Source organism: Streptosporangium amethystogenes (genome assembly GCF_000721075.1).
In the GTDB taxonomy this organism is placed as follows: Bacteria; Actinomycetota; Actinomycetes; order Streptosporangiales; family Streptosporangiaceae; genus Streptosporangium; species Streptosporangium amethystogenes.
Map to the genome: position 1 here is coordinate 132,919 of NZ_JOEQ01000007.1, position 24,424 is coordinate 157,342.

Consider the following 24,424-nt stretch of genomic DNA (forward strand, 5'->3'; position numbering starts at 1 on the left):
CGGGTTCGCGCTCTTGCTCACTTGATCACTCCGATCGCGACCGCCACCGGGACCACGAGGAAGCCGATGACCAGCAGCGCCGACAGGCCCGCGGCGACGGCCTTCAGCGGGCGGTAGCTACGGCTGCTCGCCAGACCGAGCGTCTGGAAGGCGCTCCACAGGCCGTGGCGCAGGTGCAGGCCGACCATGACGAGGGCGAGCACGTAGAACAGGGTGACCCACCAGCGCGACGGCGCGAAGCCCTCGACCAGGCGGTCGTAGGGGGTGGCGCCGCCACCGGCCGGGTTGGCCGCGCCGAACGTCAGGTCCAGCAGGTGGTAGATCACGAACAGCACGATGATGACGCCGCCGTAGCGCATGGTGTGGACCGCGTAGCCGTTCGCCCTGGACTTACGCCTGGCCGCGTACTTGACCGGGCGGGCCTTGCTCGCCCGCCGGGCCAGGGAGATCGCCGACCACATGTGCAGGGCGACCGCGACGACCAGCGCGACCTCGACGACGGTCAGCAGGACCCGGTGCGGGAGGATCGGCTCGCCCATGGTCCGCAGGAAGGCCGCGTAGGCGTTGAACGACTCGGCACCGGCGAAGCTCTTGAGGTTTCCGGCCATGTGGCCGATGAGGAAGAGCACCATCACGGCGCCCGTGATGGCCATCACGGCCTTCTTGCCGTTGGAGGAGCCCAGGAAGCCGCCTTTTCGTCCGGGCTTCGCGGTCTTCACGGTATCCGCTGGGGGGTTTACAGAGGCGGTGGCGGATCCGCGCTCAATCGTGGCAGTCACCCTCGTGACGCTAGGTAAGGGTATTTATCCAAGTCCAAGTCATCGTGGATGTGGTTTCCATAGCCTGCGGCTATTACCTCTGCGTCCCTGTCGCTTCCATCGCCGCTCCCTCCGGAGCGGTGCGAGCAATCTCACATTGTCTCCCCCACCACCACCCGCCCCGAATCCGCGGTCGGGCAGTCCGTACGCTAGGGAAACGTGCAGCTCCAGCAACTCGCCTATTTCGTGGCGGTCGCCGAGGCCCGGCACTTCACCCAGGCCGCCGAACGGATGCGCGTAGCCCAGCCCTCGCTGAGCAAGCAGATCAAGGCCCTGGAGGCCGAGCTCGGCGCACCGCTGTTCAGCCGTGCCCGGGGAAACGTCACGCTGACCCCCGCTGGCGAGGCGTTGCTACCGCTGGCCCGCCGCATGCTGGCCGACGCCGAGACCGCCAGAAGCGAGGTCGGCGAGCTGGCCGGGCTGCGCCGCGGCCGGGTCCGGCTGGGCGCCACGCCCTCGCTCTGCGCGGGGCTGCTCGCCGACGCGCTGGCCAGGTTCCACCACGCCTACCCCGGCATCGAGCTGTTCGTGGAGGAAGGCGGCTCCCGCGACCTGGTCCGCACCCTGGCCAGGGGCCAGCTCGACCTGGCGTTGATCATCATGCCGCTGCACAGCGACGACCCCGCCCTCGTCACCGAGGAGGTCCTGCGGGAGAACCTCGTCGTCGCCTCCCCCTCGACCACTCGCGCCCGCAGGCCGTACGTGCGCATCGAGGAGTTGCGGCAACGGCCGATGGTGATGTTCAGGCGCGGATACGACCTGCGGGAGGCCACGCTCAACGCCTGCCGGCAGGCCGGGTTCGAGCCCAGGTTCGCGGTGGAGGGCGGCGAGATGGACGCCGTGCTGCGCTTCGTGGAGGCCGGGCTGGGGGTCGCACTGGTCCCCTCGATGGTCCTGGACGGCCGCCCGGGACTTTCCGGGACACCCCTGGCTCCTCCCGGGCTGCGCCGCACCATCGCCATCGCGCACCGCAAGGACGTCGAGCCCACCCGCGCGGCCCAGGCCTTTCGCGCGACCCTGCTCCTCTTCCTCGCCGAGGCCGCCCACGAGGGCAGCCTCCCCCAGGGACTGGACCTGATCATCCAGGGTTGACTCCCGGCGAGGACACCGCCGAGATCTCGCGCCACTCCGTACCCCCCGGTGTCCGACGGGTGGTGAATCACATCGCATCGGCGCCCCGGTACCTGACGTGTCGCACTATTCTACGTAGCGTTGACACGTTCTCCCGAGCTCACGAAGAGGCGTCAGTGACCGCCCCCGCCAATGAAACGCTCACGCTTCTTCTCATCGAAGACGACGCGGGCGATGCCTTCCTCGTGGAGGAGCTGCTCGGCGAGGCGGACAACCCACCGAAGATCATATGGGTGCGGAGCCTGGCCGAGAGCAGGGTCCGGCTGACCTCCGACGTGCAGTGCGTGCTCGTCGATCTCTCCCTGCCCGACGCGACCGGCCTGGAGGCGCTGGAGCAGGTGCTCTCGATGGCGCCGCATGCCGCCGTGCTCGTGCTGACCGGCCTGAGCGACACCCACGTCGGCGTGGAGGCGGTCGCCGCCGGCGCCCAGGACTTCCTGGTCAAGCAGGACGTGGAGGGCCGCCTGCTGGCCCGGGCGATCCGCTACGCGATGGAGCGTAAGCGCGCCGACCTGGCCCAGCGCAGGCTGGTCGAGGTCGAACTGCTCACCAAGGAGAACTCCCGCCTCGAACGCGGGCTCCTCCCGGTCCCGCTGCTGTCCACCGAGATTCTCGAACACCACGCCCGCTACCTGCCAGGACGCAGGCGCGCCCTGCTCGCCGGTGACTTCTGGGACACCGTGCAGAGCCCCGACGGCGCCGTCCACGTGGTGGTCGGCGACGTGTGCGGGCACGGTCCCGACGAGGCCGCGCTGGGAGTCGCGCTCAGGATCGCCTGGCGGACCCTGGTCCTGGCCGGGCACACCGGCAACGAACTGCTCGGCACGCTGGAGTCGGTGCTCCGCCTGGAACGCAAGTCGGCGGAGATCTTCACCACCCTGTGCATCGCCACGATCGACCCCACGCTCAGCCACGCGCGGATGCACGTGGTCGGCCATCCGCCGCCGCTGCTGATCCGCGACGGCGTGATCGGCGTGGTGCCGGGTACCCCCTCGGGGCCGCCACTGGGCATCTTCCAGGACGTGCACTGGTCGGAGATCGACGTCGTGCTCGGCGACGACTGGTCGCTGCTGCTCTACACCGACGGGCTGATCGAGGCCACCGTGGGCGGCGGCCCCGACCTGCTCGGCACCGAGGGCCTGCTCAGGCTCGTCCAGGAGCAGGGCGGGATCGAACTCGATCGCCTCATTGAACGCGTCATCGAGCTGAACCGTGACGCGCTCAGCGACGACCTGGCGACCGTGCTCATCTCACGGAACGGAAAACGATGACCGACCGCTCGGATCACGGCACCCGCCCGCATCCCCTGCCCGCGCTCACCCCCGCGAAAGGTTTCGGGAGGCTCCCGGTCGGCCGCTGGTTCATGTTCGCCGGGGTGGGCATCGCGCTGGTCTTCATGATCTCGGCCGTCGTCACGATCAGGTCGATCGAGGACGCCCGCCAGGCCAGGGAGACCCTGGTGGACGTCATCGACCCGGCGACGCTGCGCACCCTGGAGATCTTCAACGCGCTCACCGCGCAGGAGAGCTCGGTGCGGACGTACGGCAGGACCAACGAGGAGACCTCCCTGAAGGAGTACCGGGAGGCTCTCACCGCGGAGGACAGGGCGATGGGCGCGCTCAGCGCGCTGCTCCCCCGGATTCCGGAGCGGCAGACGGTCCGCGCCGAGGTGGCCCACCTGAAGGCCAGTGGCGACGCCTGGCGGCGCGACTACGTCGAACGGGTCATCGCGGCGGTGCCGACGCTGAAGAGCGACGCCTCCCGGCAGAACGCCACGATCAACGCCACCCGGTTCACCGAGGTCCGGCAGTCCCTCGCGGATCTGCAGGACCATCTGAGCCGGCTGCACGAGATCGGCAGCGTCCAGCTCGACCGCGGCTGGCAGGCCCTCTACATCTCGCTCATCGGGGTCGCCACGGCACTGGTCGCGGCCGCGATCGCCGCGGTCTTCATCGTGCGCCACGCGGTGCTCCGCCCGCTGGCGGAGCTGAACGAGCAGGTACGCGCGGTCGCCCAGGGAGACTTCGACCACAAACTCAGGGTCGAGCACCCCGCCGAGCTGGCCGAGCTGTCCGGCCACGTCGACGCGATGCGCCGCCGCATCCTCGCCGAGTGGCACCGGGCCTCGGAGACGCAGCGCAAGCTGGAGGACCAGGCGACGGAGCTGAGGCGCTCCAACAGCGAACTGGAGCAGTTCGCCTACGTGGCCAGCCACGACCTGCAGGAGCCGCTGCGCAAGGTGGCCAGCTTCACCCAGATGCTGGAACAGCGCTACAGCGACCAGCTCGACGACCGCGCCAAGCAGTACATCGCCTTCGCGGTCGACGGCGCCAAGCGCATGCAGATGCTGATCAACGACCTGCTCGACTTCTCCCGGGTCGGCAGGATGGGCGGCGAACGTATCGACATCGACGCCGAGGGGCCGCTGAGGGCCGCGCTGAACAACCTCGCCGCGCCGATCGAGGACACCGGCGCGACGGTGACCCACGACGAGCTGCCTCGGGTGTACGGCAACCGGGTGCAGCTCACCCAGCTCTTCCAGAACCTCATCGGCAACGCGATCAAGTTCCGCTCGGAGGATCCACCGAAGGTCCACATCGGGGTGCGGCGCGACGGGGACATGTGGGAGTTCTCCTGCACCGACAACGGCATCGGCATCGACAGTAAATACACTGACCGCATCTTCCTGATCTTCCAGCGTCTGCACGGGCGTGACGTCTACGCGGGCACCGGCATCGGGTTGGCTCTCTGCAAGAAAATCGTCGAGTACCATGGCGGTCGCATCTGGGTGGACACCGAGGACAGCGAACCTGAGAACACCACCAGAACCGGTACGACCTTCCGCTGGACCTTTCCCTCAGGAGAAACCGCTGATGAATGACCTGCGCTGGATCGACGTCCTGCTGGTCGAGGACGACCCGGGCGACGTCCTGCTGACGCGGGAGGCGTTCGAGCTCAACAAGGTCCGCAACAAGCTGCACGTGGTCAACGACGGCGAGCAGGCCATGTCCTTCCTCCGCAAGGAGGGCGAGTTCGCCGACGTACCCCGGCCCGACCTGATCCTGCTCGACCTCAACCTGCCCCGCAAGGACGGCCGGGAGGTGCTCCAGGACATCAAGGCCGACGAGAAGCTCCGCGGGATCCCGGTGGTGGTGCTGACCACGTCGGAGTCCGAGGAGGACATCCTGCGCAGCTACAACCTGCACGCCAACGCCTACGTCTCCAAGCCCGTCGACTTCGACCAGTTCATCAGCGTGGTCCGGCGGATCGACGACTTCTTCGTGACCGTCGTCAAGCTGCCCACCTCCGGCCAGCACTACTGACGACACGCCACGCCCGGCGGCGGGGTCTCCCGGCCCGCCGGGCGTCGTCCATCCGGGCGGGATTCCCGCGCCCGTTTTCACGACCCCCGAGACCTCCCTGTGATCGTCCACCTCCTGAGACGTCGCAGGCAGGGCACCTCTGCGCACCAACGTGACAGGAATCACACCTGGTCAGTGAAATTGTAAGTGACCTCTCTCACATAACCCCCGGGCTCCGCCGTAACGTATCCCCCACCAACATGCGCGCGCACGTGTGAGCCGGCGCGACCATGGCCCAGCGCGCGGCACAACTGAAACGACCCGGACCCCAAGGCGAGCGGGGTTCGCGGGAGGTGGAGAGGTCTCGATGACCCAGACAACGGCCGAGAGCCCGGCCAGAAGGCAACGTGCGCAGATCAAGGAGCGCACCCTGCGAACCGACCCGTGGTGGCGCTATCCACTGGTCACATTCATCATCTTCACGGCATTCGTCGTCTACGCCACGTGGACGATCTTCGACGCGAGCTACTTCGTGTCCCCCTATCACGCACCGTTCACATCACCCTGCCTGGCGACGAGCTGCCCCGAGGAGGCGCGGCTGTTCGGCCTCGCCCCGTTCGGCGACTGGTACACGCTGCCCCCGGCCCTGCTGATCCTCGGTTTTCCCGGGGGGTTCCGCCTCACCTGCTACTACTACCGCAAGGCCTACTACCGGGGCTTCTGGCTCTCGCCCCCGGCGTGCGGGGTGGCCGAGCCGCACAAGAAGTACACTGGTGAGTCACGCTTCCCGTTGATTCTTCAGAACATTCACCGCTACTTCTTCTACGCGGCGATCGTCATCGGCCTCATCCTGGCGTACGACGCGGTGAAGGCGCTGATCGCCAAGCCGGGCGGCCTGGGCACCTGGATCCTGATCGTCAACGCGATCCTCATCAACCTGTACACGCTGTCGTGCCACTCCTGCCGACACATCACGGCCGGGCGCCTGAACCACTTCTCCAAGCACCCGATCCGCTACCGGGCCTGGGGCATCGTCTCGAAGCTCAACGCCAAGCACCAGGAGCTCGCACTGATCTCCATGTTCAGCATCATGGGCGCCGACCTCTACGTCCGCCTGGTCGCCAAGAACATCATCGCCTTCCCGTTCGTATAAGGATCACCTGTGGAAATCGAGCGTCACGAATACGACGTCGTCGTCATCGGCGCCGGCGGTGCGGGGCTGCGGGCGGCCATCGAGGCCCGCCAGCAGGGCAAGCGGACGGCGATCGTCTGCAAGTCCCTGTTCGGCAAGGCGCACACGGTCATGGCCGAGGGCGGCGCCGCCGCCGCCATGGGCAACGTCAACAGCGACGACAACTGGATGGTGCACTTCCGCGACACCATGCGCGGCGGCAAGTTCCTCAACAACTGGAGGATGGCCGAGCTGCACGCCAAGGAGGCGCCCGACCGGGTCTGGGAGCTGGAGGCGTGGGGCGCGCTGTTCGACCGCACCAAGGACGGCAAGATCAGCCAGCGTAACTTCGGCGGGCACGAGTACCCGAGGCTGGCCCACGTCGGTGACCGCACCGGCCTGGAGCTGATCCGAACCCTGCAGCAGCGGGTGGTCGCGCTCCAGCAGGAGGACGAGAAGCTGCACGGTGACGCCGAGGCGTACATCAAGGTCTTCCAGGAATGCACGGTGACCCGCCTGCTCAAGGACGGCGACGCCATCTGTGGCGCCTTCGGCTACTGGCGGGAGAACGGCAAGCTCATCCTGTTCGACGCCCCCGCGATCGTGCTGGCCACCGGCGGCATCGGCAAGTCGTACGTGGTCACGTCCAACTCGTGGGAGTACACCGGCGACGGCCACGCGCTGGCCCTGCTGGCCGGGGCGAACCTGATCAACATGGAGTTCATCCAGTTCCATCCCACCGGGATGGTCTGGCCGCCCTCGGTCCGCGGCATCCTCGTCACCGAGTCCGTCCGCGGTGACGGCGGGGTGCTGAGGAACTCCGAGGGCAAGCGCTTCATGTTCGACTACATCCCCGAGGTGTTCAAGGACAAGTACGCCACCTCCGAGGAGGAGGGCGACCGCTGGTACACCGACCAGGCCAACAACCGCCGCCCTCCGGAGCTGCTCCCCCGTGACGAGGTCGCGCGGGCCATCAACTCCGAGGTGAAGGCGGGACGCGGATCACCCCAGGGCGGCGTCTACCTCGACGTCTCCACCCGCCTCCCGGCCGCCGAGATCATCAAGCGGCTGCCGTCGATGCACCACCAGTTCAAGGAACTGGCCGACGTCGACATCACCAAGGAGGCCATGCAGGTCGGCCCGACCTGCCACTACATCATGGGCGGCGTCGAGGTCGACGCCGACACCGGCGCGGCGGCCGTACCCGGCCTGTTCGCGGCCGGTGAGGTCTCCGGCGGCATGCACGGCTCCAACCGGCTGGGCGGTAACTCGCTGTCCGACCTGCTGGTGTTCGGCCGCCGCGCGGGCATGGGAGCGGCCTCGTACGTGGACGGCCTGGCCACCCGGCCGAAGATCTCCGAGGAGTCCGTGGCCACGGCGAGCGCGGAGGCGCTGGCCCCGCTGGAGCGCTCGGGCGAGAACCCGTACGAGGTCCACCACGAGCTGCAGCGGACGATGAACGAGCTGGTCGGCATCATCCGCAAGTCCGAGGAGGTCTCCGAGGCGCTGGAGGCGGTGGAGAAGCTCAAGGAGCGGGCCCAGAACGTCGGCGCGGCCGGCAGCCGGATCTACAACCCGGGCTGGCACCTCGCCCTCGACCTGCGCAACATGCTCCTGGTCTCGGAGTGCGTGGCGAAGGCGGCGCTGCTGCGCGAGGAGAGCCGCGGCGGCCACACCCGTGACGACTTCCCGGTCATGTCCGCCGAGTGGCGGACCAAGATCCTGCGCTGCGCCCTCACCCCGGACGGCTCCGGCATCGCGGTCGAGGAGCAGGTCCAGACCGCGATGCGGGACGACCTCATCACGCTGTTCGACCGCGACGAGCTGAAGAAGTACATCACCGAGGAAGAGCTGGCCGCCTTTGACGCGCTGGCCAAGGAGTAACCATGAGTTACAAGGCGAAGTTCCGCGTCTGGCGGGGCGAGGGCGGCGAGGGCAAGCTTGAGGACTTCACCGTCGAGGTGAACGAGGGCGAGGTCGTTCTCGACATCATCCACCGGCTCCAGGCGACCCAGGCCCCCGACCTCGCCGTCCGCTGGAACTGCAAGGCCGGCAAGTGCGGCTCGTGCTCCATGGAGATCAACGGCAGGCCGAAGCTCGGGTGCATGACCCGGATGTCCACCTTCAGCGAGGAGGAGACGATCACCGTGACGCCCATGCGGACGTTCCCGGTGATCAAGGACCTCGTCACGGACGTCTCGTACAACTACCAGAAGGCCAGGGAGATCCCGTCCTTCACCCCTCCGGCCGACGTGAAGCCGGGCGAATACCGCATGCAGCAGATCGACGTCGAGCGGTCCCAGGAGTTCCGCAAGTGCATCGAGTGCTTCATGTGCAACAACGTCTGTCACGTCATCCGTGACCACGAGGAGAACAAGCCCGGCTTCGCCGGTCCGCGCTTCCTGATGCGGATCGCCGAGCTGGACATGCACCCGTACGACGTGGCCGACCGCAAGGACTCCGCTCAGGAGGAGCACGGCCTGGGCTACTGCAACATCACCAAGTGCTGCACCGAGGTCTGCCCCGAGCACATCAAGATCACTGACAACGCGCTGATCCCCATGAAGGAGCGCGTCGCCGACCGGAAGTACGATCCGCTGGTCTGGCTGGGCAACAAGATCTTCAAGCGTTCCAGCTCGAAGAGCTGACCCCCGCACGGCGGCGCCGCCCACGGGGCTCTCCCCGGGCGGCGCCGCCGTGTTTCCCCGATGTTCCAAGAAGCACCCGACCTGCCACGGCGCTCAGACCTTCGCGATCTTCCGCGGTGTCTCAGGCCGGCGGCGCGACCAGGGGTGAGAACGGTTCCAGAGGCCGGGGAGAACCGCGACCGGCCACGGCGGTGACCGCCGGGCCGGTGGAGGTCAGGTGGAGCGGCGGAAGAGACCGCGCTTCTTCTTGCCGCTGTCCTGGCCGGGGAGCGGGTAGACCGCCGTCGAGGCCGGCCCCACGGGAGGCTGCTCTCCGGCGTCCGGCCGATCACCGGGGCCACCGTGGATCCCCGGGCCCCCGGGTCCGATCAGCGTCGCCGGATCACCGCCGGGGCCGCCGGGACCGCCGGGACCGCCGGGACCATGGTGAACCGGCGGGCCGCCACTGCCGTGAGCCCCACTGTGAAAACCGGCCTGAGCCCCGCCGACGGGGCCCCCGTGGCCGCCTTGGGCGGGCTCCTGCGGAAACGGCGCCCCGGGGAACTCGGGCTGCCCCTGAGGGAAACGCCCCTCGCCAGGCTCGGGGCCGAGGTTCTCCTGCCGGCCGGGCCGGGTACGCTCGTCCGGCCCACCCTGTGGTTCGGGTCCGAGAGGCTGGAAATCGCCCTGGGGGCGGCCCGACAGGTTCCGGTCGTCCTGCGGTTCCTGGCCGAAGGGCTGGGCGCCGTGGGAGACGCCCTCCTGCCCCGCCGGGCCGTAGGGCATGGTCTGCCGGCCGTACGGGTCGCCGTAGCCGGGCGCGGGCATGTACGCCGTCGTCTGCTCGTAGCCGTAGGGGTACTGCCCGGGGGCGTAACCCTCCGGGTAGACCGGAGGGTACATCTGCATCGGGACGAGGCTGATGATCGGCGCGTAGGCCGTGCCGCTCTGGTAGGGGCCGGGAACGAAACCGGGTCCGGCGGCGTAGCCGGGACCGCCGTGATAGGCCATCGGGTCCATCGAATCGACGCGGGGCCCCATTCCCCGGGGGCCGGCCCGACGGATGGCCGCGGCATGGGCCAGGCGGCGCAGCCTGCCCTCGAAGATCAGAACGGCGAACAGCACCAGCAGCACCAGGATCAGCGCCGGGATGCCGAGCTGACGGCTCAGCGTGGCCCCGTCAAACTCGGCGTTCGCGTTGCGGATCTCGGACACAGAGGAACCGGAGGCGTTCTCGTCGAACGTGGCGCTCTCTTCGGGAGCAGGCGTGGCGGACGGCAGCGTGGCCGGCGGGGTGTTGGTCGGGAACTGGACCTCTGGTTCCTCGGACGTCGAAGGGCTGGTCCCGGTCTCCGGCGGAGCGATCGGGGCCGCGCTCTCCTGGGCCGGCGGAGCGGCCGACTCCTGCGCGGGTGGCGGGGTCGTGGTCTTCGGAGGCTTCGTCGTCGGCGGGACGGTCACCGTGGTGGTCACGGTCTTCTGCGGGGCCGGGGTCTCCTCCGGGGTGCCGCCCCCGGGCTCCTCGGTGACCGTGACCGTGACCATCGGCGTGGGTTCCTCACAGGGCCCCGCCGGATCGACGTCACATCCGGGGATGTACGACGGGTCGACAACCATCGTCCTGACCGTCGCGCCGGCCACGGAGGAACCGGCCAGCGGTGCCACGACGACCAGGAAGGCACCGCTGATCCCCAAAGACATCACAACGGCGGAGACAGCTGCCCTGAGCCGTGCTCGCGTCACCGGTGCCCTCCGCGCAATCAACCATGAACACGTCAAAGAAATACTAGTTGGGCAAAAGTAACAGTAAATCGCCTTTTACAAAACGTGTCGCGAACGACGGCGGCGCTGGATCCTCCGCTGCAGCCAGAGGAGACCGAGCAGTGCTCCCACCGCTGCTCCCACCGCCGGTAGGCCCCGTACTCCTGTCAGCAGCGGGCTTGACTCGGCGACCGCCCGGACCTGGGTGTTCGGGCCGTCGAGATCCTGCGGGAGAGGCGCACCCTGCGGTGCGGGGGCCTGTGCGGCGGCGGGGAAGGGACCCGCCGGCGGCAACTGGAGCTGGAGTCCGGTCCCGGTACCGGGCATCTGGCCCGCTCCCGCCATCCCCGTGGAGCCCGGCGGCACCTGCTGCGGTACGCCCGGCACCTGCCCCATGGGCGGCGGCGGCACCTGCTGCGGCACCATCGGCGCCTGGCCACCCGGCGGCTGCGCCATGGGCACCTGCTGTCCCGCTCCCGGGAAGCCGGGACCGACCGGCCCGCCCACTTCCCGTTGTGGCGCACCGGGCTTACCCTGCCCGCCTGCCCCCGGATGGCCCGGGAGCATCGGCTGCGCGCCGAGCTGACCGGGTGGGACGAACATGCCCTGACCGGGCATCCCCTGGCCGGGCGGGAGTCCCGGCTTACCCGGCCGGCCAGGCATGTTCTGACCGGGCTGGACGAGTTGTCCGGCCGGCCACTGGACGGCCCCCGGGTAACCGGGCCCCATCGGCGCCACCATCGGGCGGCGTGCTCCGGACTTGCCGATCATCGTCTGGCCGCCTGCCGGATAACCGGGTCCCACGGGCCCGAGCATCGGTCGGCCCGTCCCCTGCCGACGCGCGCCGGACCGGCAGGCCGCCCGCCGCTTCCCGGACATCTTCCGCCCGGCCGCCCCGCGTCCCGCGTGAGACCCCATGACCGAATGGTTCCTGCCGTTCTGCCGCTGCGGGAGATGTTCCTCGGGTGTTCTCGTCGGCTGCGGTACGGCGACGGCCGGGCCATGGCCGGCCACACCGCCGCTCGTCTCCGGTGCGGCGCCCGGAACCGCGGCGTCGGCGGGAAGCCGCGTTCCCGGTCGAACCGAGCCCTCGGGAGCCACCGGGACCGCGGGAGCAGCCGAGGTCGCGAGGACCGCCGTGCTCCCGCCCATACCCGCAGCGGCACTGCCGCTCGCACCCGCACCAGCCACGACCGATCGCGGCGCCTCGGGGACCGACGACCTTTCCAGGACATCAAAAAGGAACGCCAGCGTGCGCTGCTCGACCTTCTCCGCCTCCGGCGCGTCGGGGGCGATCTTCGGAACCCAGCCCCGCTCCCCGACTGCCTGGGGAGCGTTGAGGACCAGGTCGGCGTCACTGAGCGTCTCCACGCCCGCGCGCGGATCCGCGGGCCGGGCCGGCGAGGCATCTCCCAGATAGATCCTGGAAGGGCCGGAGATTTCCGGAGCACCGGAGCCGCCGCGCGACGGCGACGCCCCGGCGCTCCCTCCGGAGACAGGTTCAGGCAGGGCAGAGCCGGGCAGGGTCTGCCTGATCTCCCGCTGGGCGTGGGCGAGCTCCGAACTCCCGGCGGCGCCCCCGACAGCGCCCCCGACAGCGCCCCCGAGGGTGCCCCGCACCTGCCGGGTCACCACATCCGCCCCCCGGAGCGTGCCCTGCCCCTGCTGCACCGTCTCCCCACCGGGTCCGCGCATCCGGGCCATCGCGGTCAGCGTGATGTCCCGCGGACGCTCCGGCGCGGCGAGCAGCACGTCGACGAGCCCGCCGTCGGCGGGCAGGTCACCGACCGAGCAGACCGCCGTCCCCTTGGGGAGCGGTGTCACGGGCCTGGTCGCCGCCGGGCACTCGATGCCTCTGAGGGCATCGGCGGGGGTCGTCACGACCGCCAGCCGCGCGCCGGCGCCCGGCCCTCGCAGGCGGATACGGAAGCGGATCGCCTCCTCGGCGCGGCTCCACCGCGACCACGTACCGGAGGCGGCGGCCAGATCGAGGGGCGACTCGGCCGGTTCGGCCGGCTGGGCGGCGTACACCCCCGAGGCACCGCCGAGGATGAGCACCCCCGCTCCGACCGCCGACACGATCCGAGTACCACGCCACCATACGGTCACCGCATATCTCCGTTCCCCGGGTACGGACACGCGACATCGCCACGTCCAGTAGCAGTTATGTCACGGTGCGGAGTCGATCAATCCTTATTGAACCGACCTTGCCCGTCGTTGAGACGACCTTGTACCGCCCGCACGATTGGAAGGTCCGCGGGCAGCCACGCCACGTCGTAGAGCTCTTCCATCTCCAGCCAGCGCAGATCCAGGTGCTCCCTGTTCTCCGGCCTGCCCTCGGCGATCATCGCGAACCAGACCCGCAGGACGTAGCCGCCGGCGAGCGCCCAGTCGCCGCCGACCCGCTCGCCCACCTCGATCAGTACGCCGAGCTCCTCCTGGCATTCCCTGACCAGCGCCGTGTGCTCGTCCTCGCCGGGATCGACCTTGCCTCCCGGCAGCTCCCAGCCACCGGCCAGCTCGGGAGGGTCGGCGCGCTGGGCGGCGAGCAGCCTGCCCTGGCCGTCGACGATGGCGGCACCCACAACGACCTTTTCCGTGACTCCTCCGCTCCCCGAGGAGAGCGGCTTCTCGCTTCCCCGGCCGAGTTGGGCGATGGTCAAGCCCTGACCGCTTCGAACACCGGAACCGTAACAGGAAGCGATTCATCCGCCGGGTAGGCCAGGCCGTCTCCTCGCCGAACATGACGCCCCGATTCTGTCAGCCCTGCTCCCTCAACTTGAGTTGCTCCAGGATCTGGGGGTGTTGCAGCGGTCGGGTGAATCCCACGATCCCGGTGCGTTCGCGATAGGTGGTGACCTTGATCGGCCCGCAGAGCCGGCATCTCGCCTCGACCATCTTGCCCGGCGACACCACCAGGCCCACATGCCCGGGACGGTCAGGGCCGGTGCCGGGACCCGCGTTGAAGAAGACGAGATCACCCGCCTGCTCCTGCCCCTCGGGGACCGGCACACCGAACGGCCACTGACCGAACGTGGTCCGCGGGATGGTCAGGCCAACGCTCCGGTAGGCCATGTAGATGATCCCCGAACAGTCGTAGCCGGCGGGCCCGGTGCCGCCCCAGATGTAGGGCTTGCCACGCTGGGCCAGCGCGTACTGCAGGATCGCGGCCACCGTACCTGTCGGCGCCGCCTCCAGCATGGGTTCGTCGCAGCTGTCGTCCGCCTCGGGCGGAGTGGTGACCTCACCGTCCTTGGCGTACTTCTCGGCGATCTCCATGACCTGGTCGACGTACCACCAGGCACGGTTGTAGACGAACAGCGAACGCCGTACGTTCTCCGGCGCGCCGTTCCGCTTCAGCATCTTCGCCGCGCCTAGGATGGCGTCAGCCGGGTTGTACACGTCGGCCCAGCCGTCTCCGTCGCCGTCGGAGGCGTAGCCGTTGAACGTGGACGGGATCTTGATCTTGGCCTTGCCGCCCCAGGTGCTGATGAGAAACTGCATCGGCCCGGCGGCGCCCGCGTAGTTGACGCCGCTGCGCACGCCGGGGAGCGTGGAGCGGCCGTGGTCGGTCTCGCGCTTGCCGACCCCGGCGAGCACGTTCCACTGCACGCCGACCTTCTGCCCGTGCTCGCGGTAGAGCTTCAGATACTCCTCGGGGATGTCGGACGTCGCGGTCTCCGACTCGTCGCCCACCGTCTGGACGTTCTTCCCGCAGTCGGGTTGCGCCTGCCCGGTGACGGAGGGGAACGAGGGAAAACCACTGATCATCATCATCGGCGCCATGATCAGCGTGATCAGGCAGAGTCCGGCGACTCCGAGGATCAGCGCGAGGCGGAGCTGTCTGTTCTCCCTCATGAGATTCCGCCGTTCATCCGGCCGCGCCGGTCTCGGAAGGCTGTTCGTCTCCCTCCTGGCCGGAATCCGCCGGCTGGAGGTCGTGGACCCGCCATTCGGCGCCGACCTGGATGAGCGTGACGGCGTACTCCGCGGTCCTCTCGTTCACCCCGCTCTTGGCCGTGACGTTCTGGGTGCCGACGACCACGAACACCACCGAGGCGCTGTTGATCTGCCGGATCTCCTTCACCCGCGCCGCGCCGACCGAGACGACCTCGTCGGCCCTGTTCGCCTCGACGGTGCCCGGCGAGGTGACCGTGCGCAGCAACACCCCGGAGAACTCAGCCGTGGTGTAACCCTTCAGACGGTCGCCGTAGACCGCCGGGTCCTCGTCGTAGCTGAACGTGCCGTACTCGGCGGTGAAGCGCTGCGCGTAGTCGGCGGCGGCCGCCAGCTCCTGCTTGGTCATCGGCAGGTAGGAGTAGACGTCGAAGGGCGCGTTGCTGGCCGTCGCCTCCGGACGCGCCGGCTCCGCGACCGGCTCCCGTCCCGATGCCACGGTACGGGTGGCACCCGCGGGCTCTGGCAGGTTCTCCACCCCGCCACCGCTCTCCGGCCACATGGTCAGGTAGACGCCGACCGCTGCGAGTACCGCGACCAGCACCGCGAAGACGACTCCCCGCCGGCTGCCTCCCTCGGTCAACGTCAGTCCCTGTCCGGGTTGGACGGGCGGAGCCAGAACGGTGGCGGCTCACCGGCATCACCACCGCGCTCCGCTCGCCTGGTGATCCAGAGCGGTGGCGCCTCGGACGACCTGCCCCCGGCGTCCCGGTTCCGCGAACCGCCGGAGGAGCTCCGCGAGCCGCCGAAGATGCTCTCGCCCGACCTCGAACCGCCCGAGCCCTTCGAGCCCGAAGAGCCACGGGAGGAGTTGCCGTTACGCGACCCCGAGCCGGAGCCGCCTCGCGAGGAGCCGCCGAAGATGCCGCCGCCCGACCGGCCGCCGCCACCCGAGGACGGCGCGGCGGGCCTGACCGCCGAGGGGCCGGACGATCTGCCCGCCGAGGACGCCCCGTTGCCCGAGGAGCCGCCCTGCGGCGCCCAGCCTCCCGACGAGCCGCCGAACCAGCCGCCGGAGCCACCTGCCGAGGACCCTCCGGACCGGGTGGGGGGCGCGCCGCCGCCCGTACCGGCACCGGACAGGTTGAGCGGTGGCGCCGCACCCGAGCGGGCCGCGGTGACCGGGCGGCCGGTGCCCTTGCGTCGCCCTGCCGCCTGGGAGTCGGTGTCGAGCGGCGCCGGTTGCGCGCCGACCGGGACCCGGGTGCCCGACGGGGTGGCCGGCGTGGCGCCGTCCTCACCGCGTCCCCTGCCCTGGGCGACCGTGGCGGCGGCCGCCGCGCCGACGGAGGCCCCCCCAGCCATCGCGGCCGCCTGGAGCATCGGCTCCGCCTTGCGCATGCCCCAGCGGCCCACCCTGGCCGCCGCGACCGGCGGCAGCGCGGACGCGGCCCGCTGCAGGGTCGGCGCGGTGGCCGCGTCGCCGAGCATCCGGGTGGTGAGCGTGTGCCCGTCCATCGAGGCGAACAGGTGCTGGAAGGGCCGCCGGTAGAAGAACACCGCGATCGTCAGGATCGCCATGAACATGACCTGCATGCCCCACGGCATCGCGGTGGAGATGATCAGCGCGTAGCCGTACACGAGCACGCCCAGGACGAGGGCCAGCACCGCCTGTCTGAGCAGTGTGCCGATCAACATCTCCACCCAGCGCATGGCGATGATCCGCCCGGACCCCGGATGGACGCCGATCAGCAGGAAGACCGGCGCGAGGATCAGCAGCAGCAGGAACCCGACCTTGAGCACCAGCAGCGAGACAGCCACCAGGAAGATCAACAGCCCCGCGACCACCGCGGCCATCAAGGCGCCGATCGCGACCCCCAGCCGGTTCGTCCAGTCCTTGCCCTGGAAAAGAGGGAAGATCGGCGTGTTCTGCAGCTTGTCGGCGACCTCTGTCTCGTATCGTGCCTGGTGGAAGCCCGCTTCGGGCGCCTGCTGGGCCTTCAGCTCGGCCGCGTCGATCGTCTGGATCTCCAGCAGTTTGGCGCCGAACACCTTGATGACGGGGGCGTCGGCGTCGGCCGTGCCGAACTGGCCCATCAGCCACGGCTTGCAGACCAGGGTGGACCAGAGCGCGTCGGAGTTCTGCTCGACTCCCGGCACGCCGCTCTGACCATATCCACCGCCCTGGACCTGCGGGTTGGCGTCGCCCTTGGCCGGCAGGCAGGAGGTGCCGCCCGCCCCGGGCAGTCCGGAGAAGGCGGAGTTGACCACCTCGCCGGTCTTGTCGGTGACGACCTTGCCCAGCCCCGTGAGGTCGCCGGGGCGGCTGAAGAACCAGACGGCCACGGTGACCGCGAGGACCATCCAGATGACGCCCTCGGCGGTGGTGGTGGCGCGCTTGCGGATCAGCCCGTACCAGGCCAGCCAGACGGCGCCGAGGATCACCAGCGGCCGCAGGTACGGCCAGTACATGGCGTCGGCCAGGCGGACCACGATGTCGTCGACGACGTTCTTGATCGACTCCAGCGGCCCCTCGGTGGCGGCCGCCTGGTAGGTGGTGATGGTCAGCCGGTCCAGCGCCTTGGCCCACAGGAAGACCGTGTTGGCCATCGCGTTGCCCATCACCGCCGCGATGTCGTCACAGCCGAGCTGGTGGGTGTGCCAGAACTGGCCGCTCATGCCGTAGGTCGCGTAGTTGCCCTGAACCGCGGGAACCTCCGCCTGGGCCCCCGGCTGCGCGGAGTCGGGGACCGGCGGTTTGATCAGGCCGTCCACACCTCCCGCGACGATGTCAGGGGACAGGTCGGGCGACATGTCGCAGGGCGCGGCGGCGACGGCCGTGGACGCGTCGTCGGGGAACACCATTGGCAGCGCCAGGAACGCGGCCAGTGCCACCAGCCCGATGGCGATCCGCCTGCCCAGTCTTCCCTTGCGGGAATCCCTCTTGCGAGAGCCCTTCATGACCGCACCTCCAGCGCCGCAGCCCCCGGCCCACCGACTCTGTCGCCCCCAGGGAGATCATGCACTTTCTCGTCGGGTTTGTCGTGGGTAGGGTTCGTATCCAGCCAGCGCAGCAGCTCATCCGAGATCAGGTCCACCCCGATACGGCCTGCACGGCCGTCCAGATCCCGGAAGACGCACTCACCGTTACCGAGCGAGCGCAGCACCGCCTTGTGCTCCTCGGACGCCTCGACGCCGAGCAGCGCCATCACGTGCTCCACCTCGACCCGTTCGGTGGAACGGAACGCGAACACCGAGGAGAGGCAGTTCGTCACCTGCTCGCTCAGCAGGTCACCGGCGTTCTGCGAGACCAGGACCAGCGCCGTGTTGCGGGAGCGGCCCATCCTGCTGACCTCGGGCACCAGCTTGGCGCCCTCGGGAGTGGAGGTGATCGCCCATGCCTCGTCCAGAAAGATCGCCTTGGGGGTCCGCCGGTCCAGGCCGTTCATCAGACCCCGCGCGAACTGCGCGACGAGATAGAGCAGCGCCACCGACAGCCGCTGCTCGTAGGAGTAGTCGTCGCGGCCGGTGGAGGCGTCGGGCAGGGTCAGACCGCCCAGGGTGAAGACGGTGGTCCAGCCCTCGGTGTCGATCTGGTCGCCGCCCGAGGGGTCGAAGCAGAGCCTGGCCAGATGCATGTCGGACATGGAGCGGAGCACCGCGCCCAGGTTCTTGGAGGCGGCGTCGTCCGTCTGCTCCAGGAAGTCGACCACCTTGCCCAGCGACGGGTCCTCGGCGTTGGAGACCGCGGCGACCGCCTGGATCATCGCCGACTCGCGCTCCTCCGACATGCGCGGCAGCAGCAGGCGCAGGGTCTCGGTGGCCATCGTCTTCTTGGCCGCGAGATCGTCGCCGAAGGAGAACGGGTCGAGCAGGCCCGGTGCCGCGGAGCCGAGCGGGATGATCCGTGCCTTCCTGCCCCGCTTCCGCAGCAGCTGGACCAGCGAGTCGGCGTCGCCCTTGGGGTCGATGACCGCGACCGTCACCCCGCGCAGCGCCATCTGGTAGATCATCAACAGCGCCAGCGTGGTCTTCCCACCGCCGGGTTCGCCGGTGATGGCGATGGCCGTAGGCCGGTTGCGCGTCGCCGCCACCAGCGGATCGAAGTGCACGATGCTGCGCGCCCGGCCCAGGGTCTCCCCCACGTACGGCCCCATCCAGCCCGAGCCGCCCTCGTCCGTCCGGTCGCCCAGGTCGACGGTGGCGGTGGCCATGCCGCCCGCGATGGTGCGCAGCGGCTGCCGCTGCGCGTAGGCGTTGACCCTGACCCGCTCGCCCGGCAGCGTCTCGCAGAACAGCGAGAACTGGTCGCCGGTGGAGTTGACGATGTCGATGCCCATGTCGCGGTAGTGCTCCACGACCGCCTCGACCCGCTGCACGCAGATCTCCTCGGTCGGGGCCGACACGATCAGCCGATGCCAGCCGTACACGAACGGCAGGCGCTCCTTGGTGATGCCGTGCTCCAGCATCCGGGCCGCGTCGATCTGTTCGGCCAGGGCCAGCGGCGCCTCCGCCCCGGCCTCACGGATGTGGATGTCCATGTCACGGGCATGGGCGAGCTGGCGCGCCACGTCCTTGCTCGCCTTGACCGGCGGGATCAGCCGCATCCTCGAACTGATCTCCACGGGGAAGGGCAGCTGGTCGGCGAAGTGCATCCAGGGTTCGCCGTCGGGGAAGGGCATCAGGTCGGGGAAACGGGCGAAGGACATGTGCGCCACATAGGAGTCACCGTGCGGCTGTTCGATCCGGAGCAGCGCCCTGCCGTTGTGGATCTGCCCTTCGACCAAGGACTCGATCTCCCCCTGCCCCCACCGGCGCTTGGGGCTGGCCGAGGCCGGGGGGTCGCCGAGGGAGCCGGTCGTGGCGTGTTGGAACAGCCAGGCGAGCTCGACGGAGCTGGCGTGCCTGGCGTACAGGGCGCTGGCCGACAGTGCCCTGCCCAGCCGCTCCGCCTGCTCGGACCACTTGGCGATCTCCGCCTTGGGGACGTGGTCGTCCTCGATGCCCAGGGCCTTCTCACTGCGCTGGTAGAAGCCGAAGAGCTGGGAGAGGACCCCGCTGCCCAGTTGCCTGCCGCGCGTGCCGAGCCGCACGCCGAGATAGACCTCCTTGGTCCAGAAGTCCTTGGCCCAGACGTGCCGGTACATGTCCTCCAGGTAGTCACGCCAGCCGGGGCCCTCGTCGGAGGTGGCGTTCAGCGCCATCGCCCATTCGGCGGCCGGGTAGGTGCGGTGCGCCACCCGCAGGTGCACCTCGGCGTCCGGCATCCGGATGGCGGCCAGCGCGATCGTGATGTTGGTGGCCAGTGCCTCCCGCTCCTCGGGAGTGATGAACTCGTAGCTCACGGTGGGAAGCCGGAAATAGGCCCAGACCGCCGAGTCGGTCAGCAGGATCCGGTCGTCGAAGTACCGGACGGCGAGGCGGCTGCGCGCTCGGGACGCACGACTCACAGGCCCTCCCCCACCGGTCGTACGGCCCTGCCCGCGCGGCCTCCGGCCCACCCGCTCACCCTCACCTCGTCACGCCCGTTCACCACGTCTTCTCGCGCCCGGGGGATCACTGAGCTAGTTCCTCCTCGCTGGGTCGACCCGCCTGCACCGTTCCGAAGCCCGCCACCACGACACCCGCCAGGGCGAGGTACGCCCGGCGGCCCGGAGCCCTCAGGTGGGACGGTTCCACCCGATCGGCCCTGCCGGGAGCCAACGCGTCCTCCCAGGGGACCCTGACGATCGCCCGGCACCTGCCCCGCGCGACCGCCTCCGCCTGCTCCACGTCCTCCATGCTGCGGCGGCTCACCCCGTTGACGACCATGACCGCCCGACGACGGAGGTCCGCGCAGCCGTGCCCGTCGAGCCACTCATAGGTCATGGCCACCGCGTCGGGCCCGTCCTCACTGGCCGGGACGACGAGAACGAGCTGATCCGCGTAGGGGAGCACCCGAGCGGCCAGGGCCGCCGCCGGGTCCATGACGATCATCTTGTAGTACCGGTCGAGCGTGTCCATGGTCTGACCGAGCCGCCGGTCGGAGAAGAGCGTGCGGTCGGACAGGCGCTGCTCGGCACCGGCGTCGGTGTCCCCGGCGAGAACCTCCAGCCCCGAGGCACAACGGCTGGTGTAGGCGCGCATGCCCAGGTATCCCTGGACGTTGTCGAGACCGGCGAGCAGGGAGCTCAGGGTCTCGGGCGACTCGCCCTGGATCCGGCTGGACAGGGCGTGGGAGCCGGCGCTGGCGTCGACCGCGAGAATCCGGTCCTCCCGGTAGCGGGCGAGGGTGTGGCCGAGCATGAGCGCGGTCGTGGTCTGCCCGGCACCGCCGGTGCAGCCCAGCACCACCACCCGGCGGCTGCCGCTGAACACCGCCCTGGCCCGTGCCTCGTCGATCTCCGAACCGTCCGTACGGCCGCCGCCCCCGGGCCCGATCACCACCTGGGCCAGCCGCCGCCAGCCGCCCGAGGAGTCCCGGCCGACCACCGACTCCACCCGGCGGACCCTGGCCCCCGCCTCCCCGGCCGAGGAGGTGGGCACCGGCACCACGGGGGCCACCGGATCGGCCTTCGCCGTTCCCGAGGGGACCGCGCGGATCGACATGCCGGCACCGGTCTGGACGCCGGTGTCCCCCGGGATGCCGGGAGCCGCCTGCGTCCCGGCGAGCCGCTCGGGCGGCCATGCCTTCGAGGTGTCGGCCGCCCGGCCGATCGGGGTGGGCCGTCCCCTGCGGTGCTGGTGTCGGGCGCTCCTGTCGTCCGGCGAGAGTTCGGCCGCCTCAACGTCACGGCGTCCGGTCGGCGCCGGTCCGACGAACCTGGGCACGAAGGACGGAACGGCCGGGGCGGAGGGCTTCTCCACCGGGTCCGGCACGACGGCCGGCCTCTCGGCGGGCACCGTACGGCCCTTGGCGGGTGTCTCCACACGGGCCGGCTCCGGAGCCGAGGGCGTGGGCGGCGGCACGGCCGGGGCCTCGGGACGCTCTTGGACGGGAGAGCGCGAGGCGGGCACGGAGATCTCCGGAGCCGCCTCGGGCTCGGACGGGGCGGGCTGCGCGGGCGGGGCCGCGGCGCGCTGGGCCTCGGCGGAGGCGGCGAGCCTGCGCAGCCGCCGCAGCGCCTCGGTGCTGATCGGAGCTGCCGGAGCCTCCGGCGTGTCCGGCGTGTCCGATGTGCCGGGCGCCGCCGGAGTGCCCTCGGTGTGCTCCCCTACGGGGGCACGATCCTGCCGGGCCTTGGGCCGGTCGGCGGAGCCGTCGGCGATCGGCCGCGAGGGCGGGCCCAGGACCGGCGTATCCGGCGGGGAGATGACGGTCTCGATGGGAGCCGGCTCCGGGGGCACGGCGGGCAGCGAGGCCCCGGGCACCGCGGACAGGACGGGTGCGACGGCCGGGGCCGGCTCGACGGCCGTGGTCTGGGCGAGGGCCGGGGCGGTGCCCTGACGGAGTACGCGGGCCTCGCCCCAGGCGACGCGCTCGCGGGCGACCGGGGCGGTGGCGGCCGCCGCCGCCGCGGCGGCCACCGCTGGACGCACCTCGCGCGAGCGTGCGGCGGCGCGTTTGGACTGGGCGTGGCGGGCCTTGCGCGACGCCTTGGCCCGGACCGGGGCGGGCCGTGGCGCGGCCCGCCAGATCCGGCCGTTCAGCGCGATCTCGGCGGGCTCGGAGATGGGAGCCATCCGGCACCAGGTGCGCGGTTCGCCCACGTAGCGCATCTGTGACTGGAGCAGCTCGGTGAGCCGCTTGCTCTCGATCACCGGCCGGGTGGAGAGCCAGGTGACCACACCGGGCGGTACCAGGTAGAGCACGTGCCAGGGGGCCGCGAAGGGCAGGCCGAGCAGGTAGAGCAGGAGCGACCACGGGGCCAGCACTCCCACGAACCCACCGATCCAGACGATCGGGAGCGGCGTCGGCAGCCGTAGGTCGTACAGCTTGTAGAGCCGCTTCTCGATCCTCCAGATATTGGTGTACGTGGGCAGGTCCACGTGATCCTCCTCTCCGCCTCTCCTTGTTTGACCGTTTGGAGGCGGTCTCAACCCCCCGAGATGCCCAGTGCGCCCGCGATCGCCTTGGCAGTCACCTCGATGATGTTCGGCACATAGAAGATCACTCCGATGGCGATCGCCAGGATGATGAACTGAACGAACCTGGTGATCTCACGGGTGAAGAGGAAGAAGAGGGCCACCACCGAGACGATGACGAGGAAGAGCGGCGCGAAGAAACTGCGGAGGAAGTCAGCGAGGCCTTCTGTGTTGACACCTGCCGGAGGGGCTGTGGGCTGAGCGAACTCCATGGCGCTCAGCAGCATGGTCTTGAGAATCACTTCTTGTCCTCCGTACTCACGATCGCGGCCCCCGGGCGGCGACGGGCCCGCGACGCACTCGCGCGCGAACCCGAACCGGCGGCTCGTCGATCAGGGGGGGGTCTGCTCACCGTGGACCGGCACCATTCGATCATGCGTTACCTCGCCACGGATCGATACGCACCGCGAATGTCCTTGACGAACCACTTGTCGCCTTGCTTGACCACGGTGAGCAGATAGGCCTGTTCGAGCTTGCCTTCCATCTGGCCGGGATCCGCGGGTTCCGGGTCGGTGGACTGCCTCGCCTTTGACGGCACACCCCACAGGACCGTCGCGGTCACCTCGCGGGTGACTCCCCCTCCAAGGGGCACGGCGAGCTCTTTGAGCTGCAGGAAGGTGAACGCGCCGGCGAATCCCTCCAGGGTGATCCCGGCGTCGGCGTAACGCTGCAGCGAGGCGGTGTCACTCGCCGCGTAGGCCTTGAAGAAGTCTTCCAGCGGGGTGCGCAGCTCCTGCTCCGCGGCGCGGTCACGCTCGGGTGCGGCCTTGGGCGGCAGGCCGGCCGCCTTCGGCGCCGGCAGGATGCCCGGACGCCCCGCGACGACGAACCTCTTCGTGGACCGGTCGTGATAGACGGGCACCGACAGGAGCTGGCGGCGGTTGTCCGACTGGTAGAGGACGGTGACGACCGCGTTGTCCGCGTCGACGACCTCGATCCCGTACGGTTGCACCGCGCCGGCGCTCATCCGGCCGAAACCGTCCCAGCCGAACTGCGGCTCCGTGCCTTCGGGCAGGTAGGGGGCGAGCCGCGACCTTCTTTCCTCAAGACGGGCCCCGTCGAAGTTCAGGTAGACCTCGGCGAACTGGGTCGCGAAGGCGGACCCCTGGGCGGCGGGGAACCCGCTGTCGGAGGCGGGGGCCGCGCCCGAGGGGGCGTTCTGCTGGGTGAAGCGCTCGAAGGGCGCGCGGACCCCGTTCACCACGATGACGACTATCAGCGCCCAGAGCACGGCGCGGCCGGTCCACACCAGCCAGCGACCGCCTCCACCGGACCAGCGGCCCCGCGACGCGCCCCGCCCGCGCGCCGGGGCGCGTCCGAGATCGGGGTCGTCGGGAAAGTCCGGGTATGCCGACAGCTCAGGGTCGCCAGCGATCCGGGGATCACGCTGGACCGTCGACCTTCGAGCCATCACGCCTCCGCTCGCGTCAATCCTCGGCCGTACGGTGTCATATCGCCGCCGATCCCGTTGGCCATGGTGACGCACTTACTCTAGCCGCCCCGCCGATTCTTCCAGGAAAGCCACGCCTATGCTGCAGGCATCGCGATGACTGAGCAAACCCGGTCTGGAACCCCGGTGAGACCGGCGATGCCGCCAATGCCCGATGAAAAGTGCATTACCCCTGGCCAGCGCATGGGTCGATTACTCAAACG

At 70.0% G+C, this 24,424-nt stretch carries 18 protein-coding genes; 7 read left to right on the plus strand and 11 right to left on the minus strand.

From position 1 onward, the window contains the following. Positions 1 to 17: 17 nt before the first annotated feature. Positions 18 to 719, minus strand: coding sequence for a succinate dehydrogenase cytochrome b subunit (locus tag IG98_RS0113110; protein ID WP_281178473.1), 702 nt, complete (start codon positions 717 to 719; stop codon positions 18 to 20). Positions 720 to 977: 258 nt separating this feature from the next. Here IG98_RS0113110 and IG98_RS0113115 point away from each other — a divergent pair, with 258 nt between their 5' ends. The 7 genes from IG98_RS0113115 to IG98_RS0113145 all read left to right on the plus strand — a co-directional run bounded on the left by IG98_RS0113115 (position 978) and on the right by IG98_RS0113145 (position 9,070). Beyond that, positions 978 to 1,910 carry a LysR family transcriptional regulator gene (locus IG98_RS0113115; RefSeq protein ID WP_030910728.1) on the plus strand — a complete coding sequence of 311 codons (933 nt, stop codon included), beginning with the start codon at positions 978 to 980 and terminating at the stop codon, positions 1,908 to 1,910. A gap of 155 nt (positions 1,911 to 2,065) precedes the next feature. After that, a complete protein-coding gene (locus IG98_RS0113120; protein ID WP_037970149.1) occupies positions 2,066 to 3,220 on the plus strand; it encodes a PP2C family protein-serine/threonine phosphatase in 1,155 nt (384 codons plus the stop codon). Beyond that, complete coding sequence (locus IG98_RS0113125) at positions 3,217 to 4,830, plus strand: sensor histidine kinase (protein WP_051752038.1); 1,614 nt, start codon at positions 3,217 to 3,219, stop codon at positions 4,828 to 4,830. Before IG98_RS0113120 ends, IG98_RS0113125 begins: the two co-directional genes overlap by 4 nt. Then, the gene (locus IG98_RS0113130; RefSeq protein ID WP_030910737.1) at positions 4,823 to 5,272 is read left to right on the plus strand and encodes a response regulator; all 450 of its coding nucleotides are present in this window, start codon (positions 4,823 to 4,825) and stop codon (positions 5,270 to 5,272) included. The genes IG98_RS0113125 and IG98_RS0113130 overlap by 8 nt, the downstream gene beginning before the upstream one ends. Before the next feature lie 346 nt (positions 5,273 to 5,618). Continuing rightward, entirely contained in the window at positions 5,619 to 6,404 is a 786-nt protein-coding gene (locus IG98_RS0113135) for a hypothetical protein (protein ID WP_030910742.1), read from the plus strand. 9 nt (positions 6,405 to 6,413) lie between these two features. After that, positions 6,414 to 8,306, plus strand: a complete 1,893-nt coding sequence (locus IG98_RS0113140) for a fumarate reductase/succinate dehydrogenase flavoprotein subunit (protein ID WP_030910745.1) — start codon at positions 6,414 to 6,416, stop codon at positions 8,304 to 8,306. 2 nt (positions 8,307 to 8,308) lie between these two features. Then, a complete protein-coding gene (locus IG98_RS0113145; RefSeq protein ID WP_030910748.1) occupies positions 8,309 to 9,070 on the plus strand; it encodes a succinate dehydrogenase/fumarate reductase iron-sulfur subunit in 762 nt (253 codons plus the stop codon). A 213-nt stretch (positions 9,071 to 9,283) separates the two neighbouring features. Here IG98_RS0113145 and IG98_RS44790 read toward each other — a convergent pair whose 3' ends face one another. The 10 genes from IG98_RS44790 to IG98_RS0113195 all read right to left on the minus strand — a co-directional run bounded on the left by IG98_RS44790 (position 9,284) and on the right by IG98_RS0113195 (position 24,182). After that, positions 9,284 to 10,750 carry a hypothetical protein gene (locus IG98_RS44790; RefSeq protein WP_157594305.1) on the minus strand — a complete coding sequence of 489 codons (1,467 nt, stop codon included), beginning with the start codon at positions 10,748 to 10,750 and terminating at the stop codon, positions 9,284 to 9,286. A gap of 117 nt (positions 10,751 to 10,867) precedes the next feature. Next, positions 10,868 to 12,889 carry a hypothetical protein gene (locus IG98_RS0113155; protein WP_157594306.1) on the minus strand — a complete coding sequence of 674 codons (2,022 nt, stop codon included), beginning with the start codon at positions 12,887 to 12,889 and terminating at the stop codon, positions 10,868 to 10,870. A gap of 107 nt (positions 12,890 to 12,996) precedes the next feature. Further along, a complete protein-coding gene (locus IG98_RS0113160) occupies positions 12,997 to 13,467 on the minus strand; it encodes a (deoxy)nucleoside triphosphate pyrophosphohydrolase (protein WP_425428026.1) in 471 nt (156 codons plus the stop codon). Positions 13,468 to 13,570: 103 nt separating this feature from the next. After that, complete coding sequence (locus IG98_RS0113165) at positions 13,571 to 14,668, minus strand: C40 family peptidase (RefSeq protein ID WP_030910757.1); 1,098 nt, start codon at positions 14,666 to 14,668, stop codon at positions 13,571 to 13,573. 13 nt (positions 14,669 to 14,681) lie between these two features. Then, positions 14,682 to 15,350, minus strand: a complete 669-nt coding sequence (locus IG98_RS0113170; protein ID WP_030910760.1) for a hypothetical protein — start codon at positions 15,348 to 15,350, stop codon at positions 14,682 to 14,684. A 2-nt stretch (positions 15,351 to 15,352) separates the two neighbouring features. Continuing rightward, positions 15,353 to 17,668 carry a type IV secretion system protein gene (locus IG98_RS0113175; RefSeq protein WP_030910762.1) on the minus strand — a complete coding sequence of 772 codons (2,316 nt, stop codon included), beginning with the start codon at positions 17,666 to 17,668 and terminating at the stop codon, positions 15,353 to 15,355. Then, positions 17,665 to 20,157: an ATP-binding protein gene (locus tag IG98_RS0113180; protein ID WP_030910765.1), complete on the minus strand. Its 2,493-nt coding sequence runs from the start codon at positions 20,155 to 20,157 to the stop codon at positions 17,665 to 17,667. The genes IG98_RS0113175 and IG98_RS0113180 overlap by 4 nt, the downstream gene beginning before the upstream one ends. A gap of 106 nt (positions 20,158 to 20,263) precedes the next feature. Further along, the gene (locus IG98_RS0113185; protein ID WP_030910768.1) at positions 20,264 to 22,675 is read right to left on the minus strand and encodes a TcpE family conjugal transfer membrane protein; all 2,412 of its coding nucleotides are present in this window, start codon (positions 22,673 to 22,675) and stop codon (positions 20,264 to 20,266) included. Positions 22,676 to 22,722: 47 nt separating this feature from the next. Next, a complete protein-coding gene (locus IG98_RS0113190) occupies positions 22,723 to 22,998 on the minus strand; it encodes a hypothetical protein (protein ID WP_037970213.1) in 276 nt (91 codons plus the stop codon). A gap of 152 nt (positions 22,999 to 23,150) precedes the next feature. Continuing rightward, positions 23,151 to 24,182, minus strand: a complete 1,032-nt coding sequence (locus IG98_RS0113195; protein WP_030910774.1) for a conjugal transfer protein — start codon at positions 24,180 to 24,182, stop codon at positions 23,151 to 23,153. Between the last annotated feature and the right edge of the window lie 242 nt (positions 24,183 to 24,424).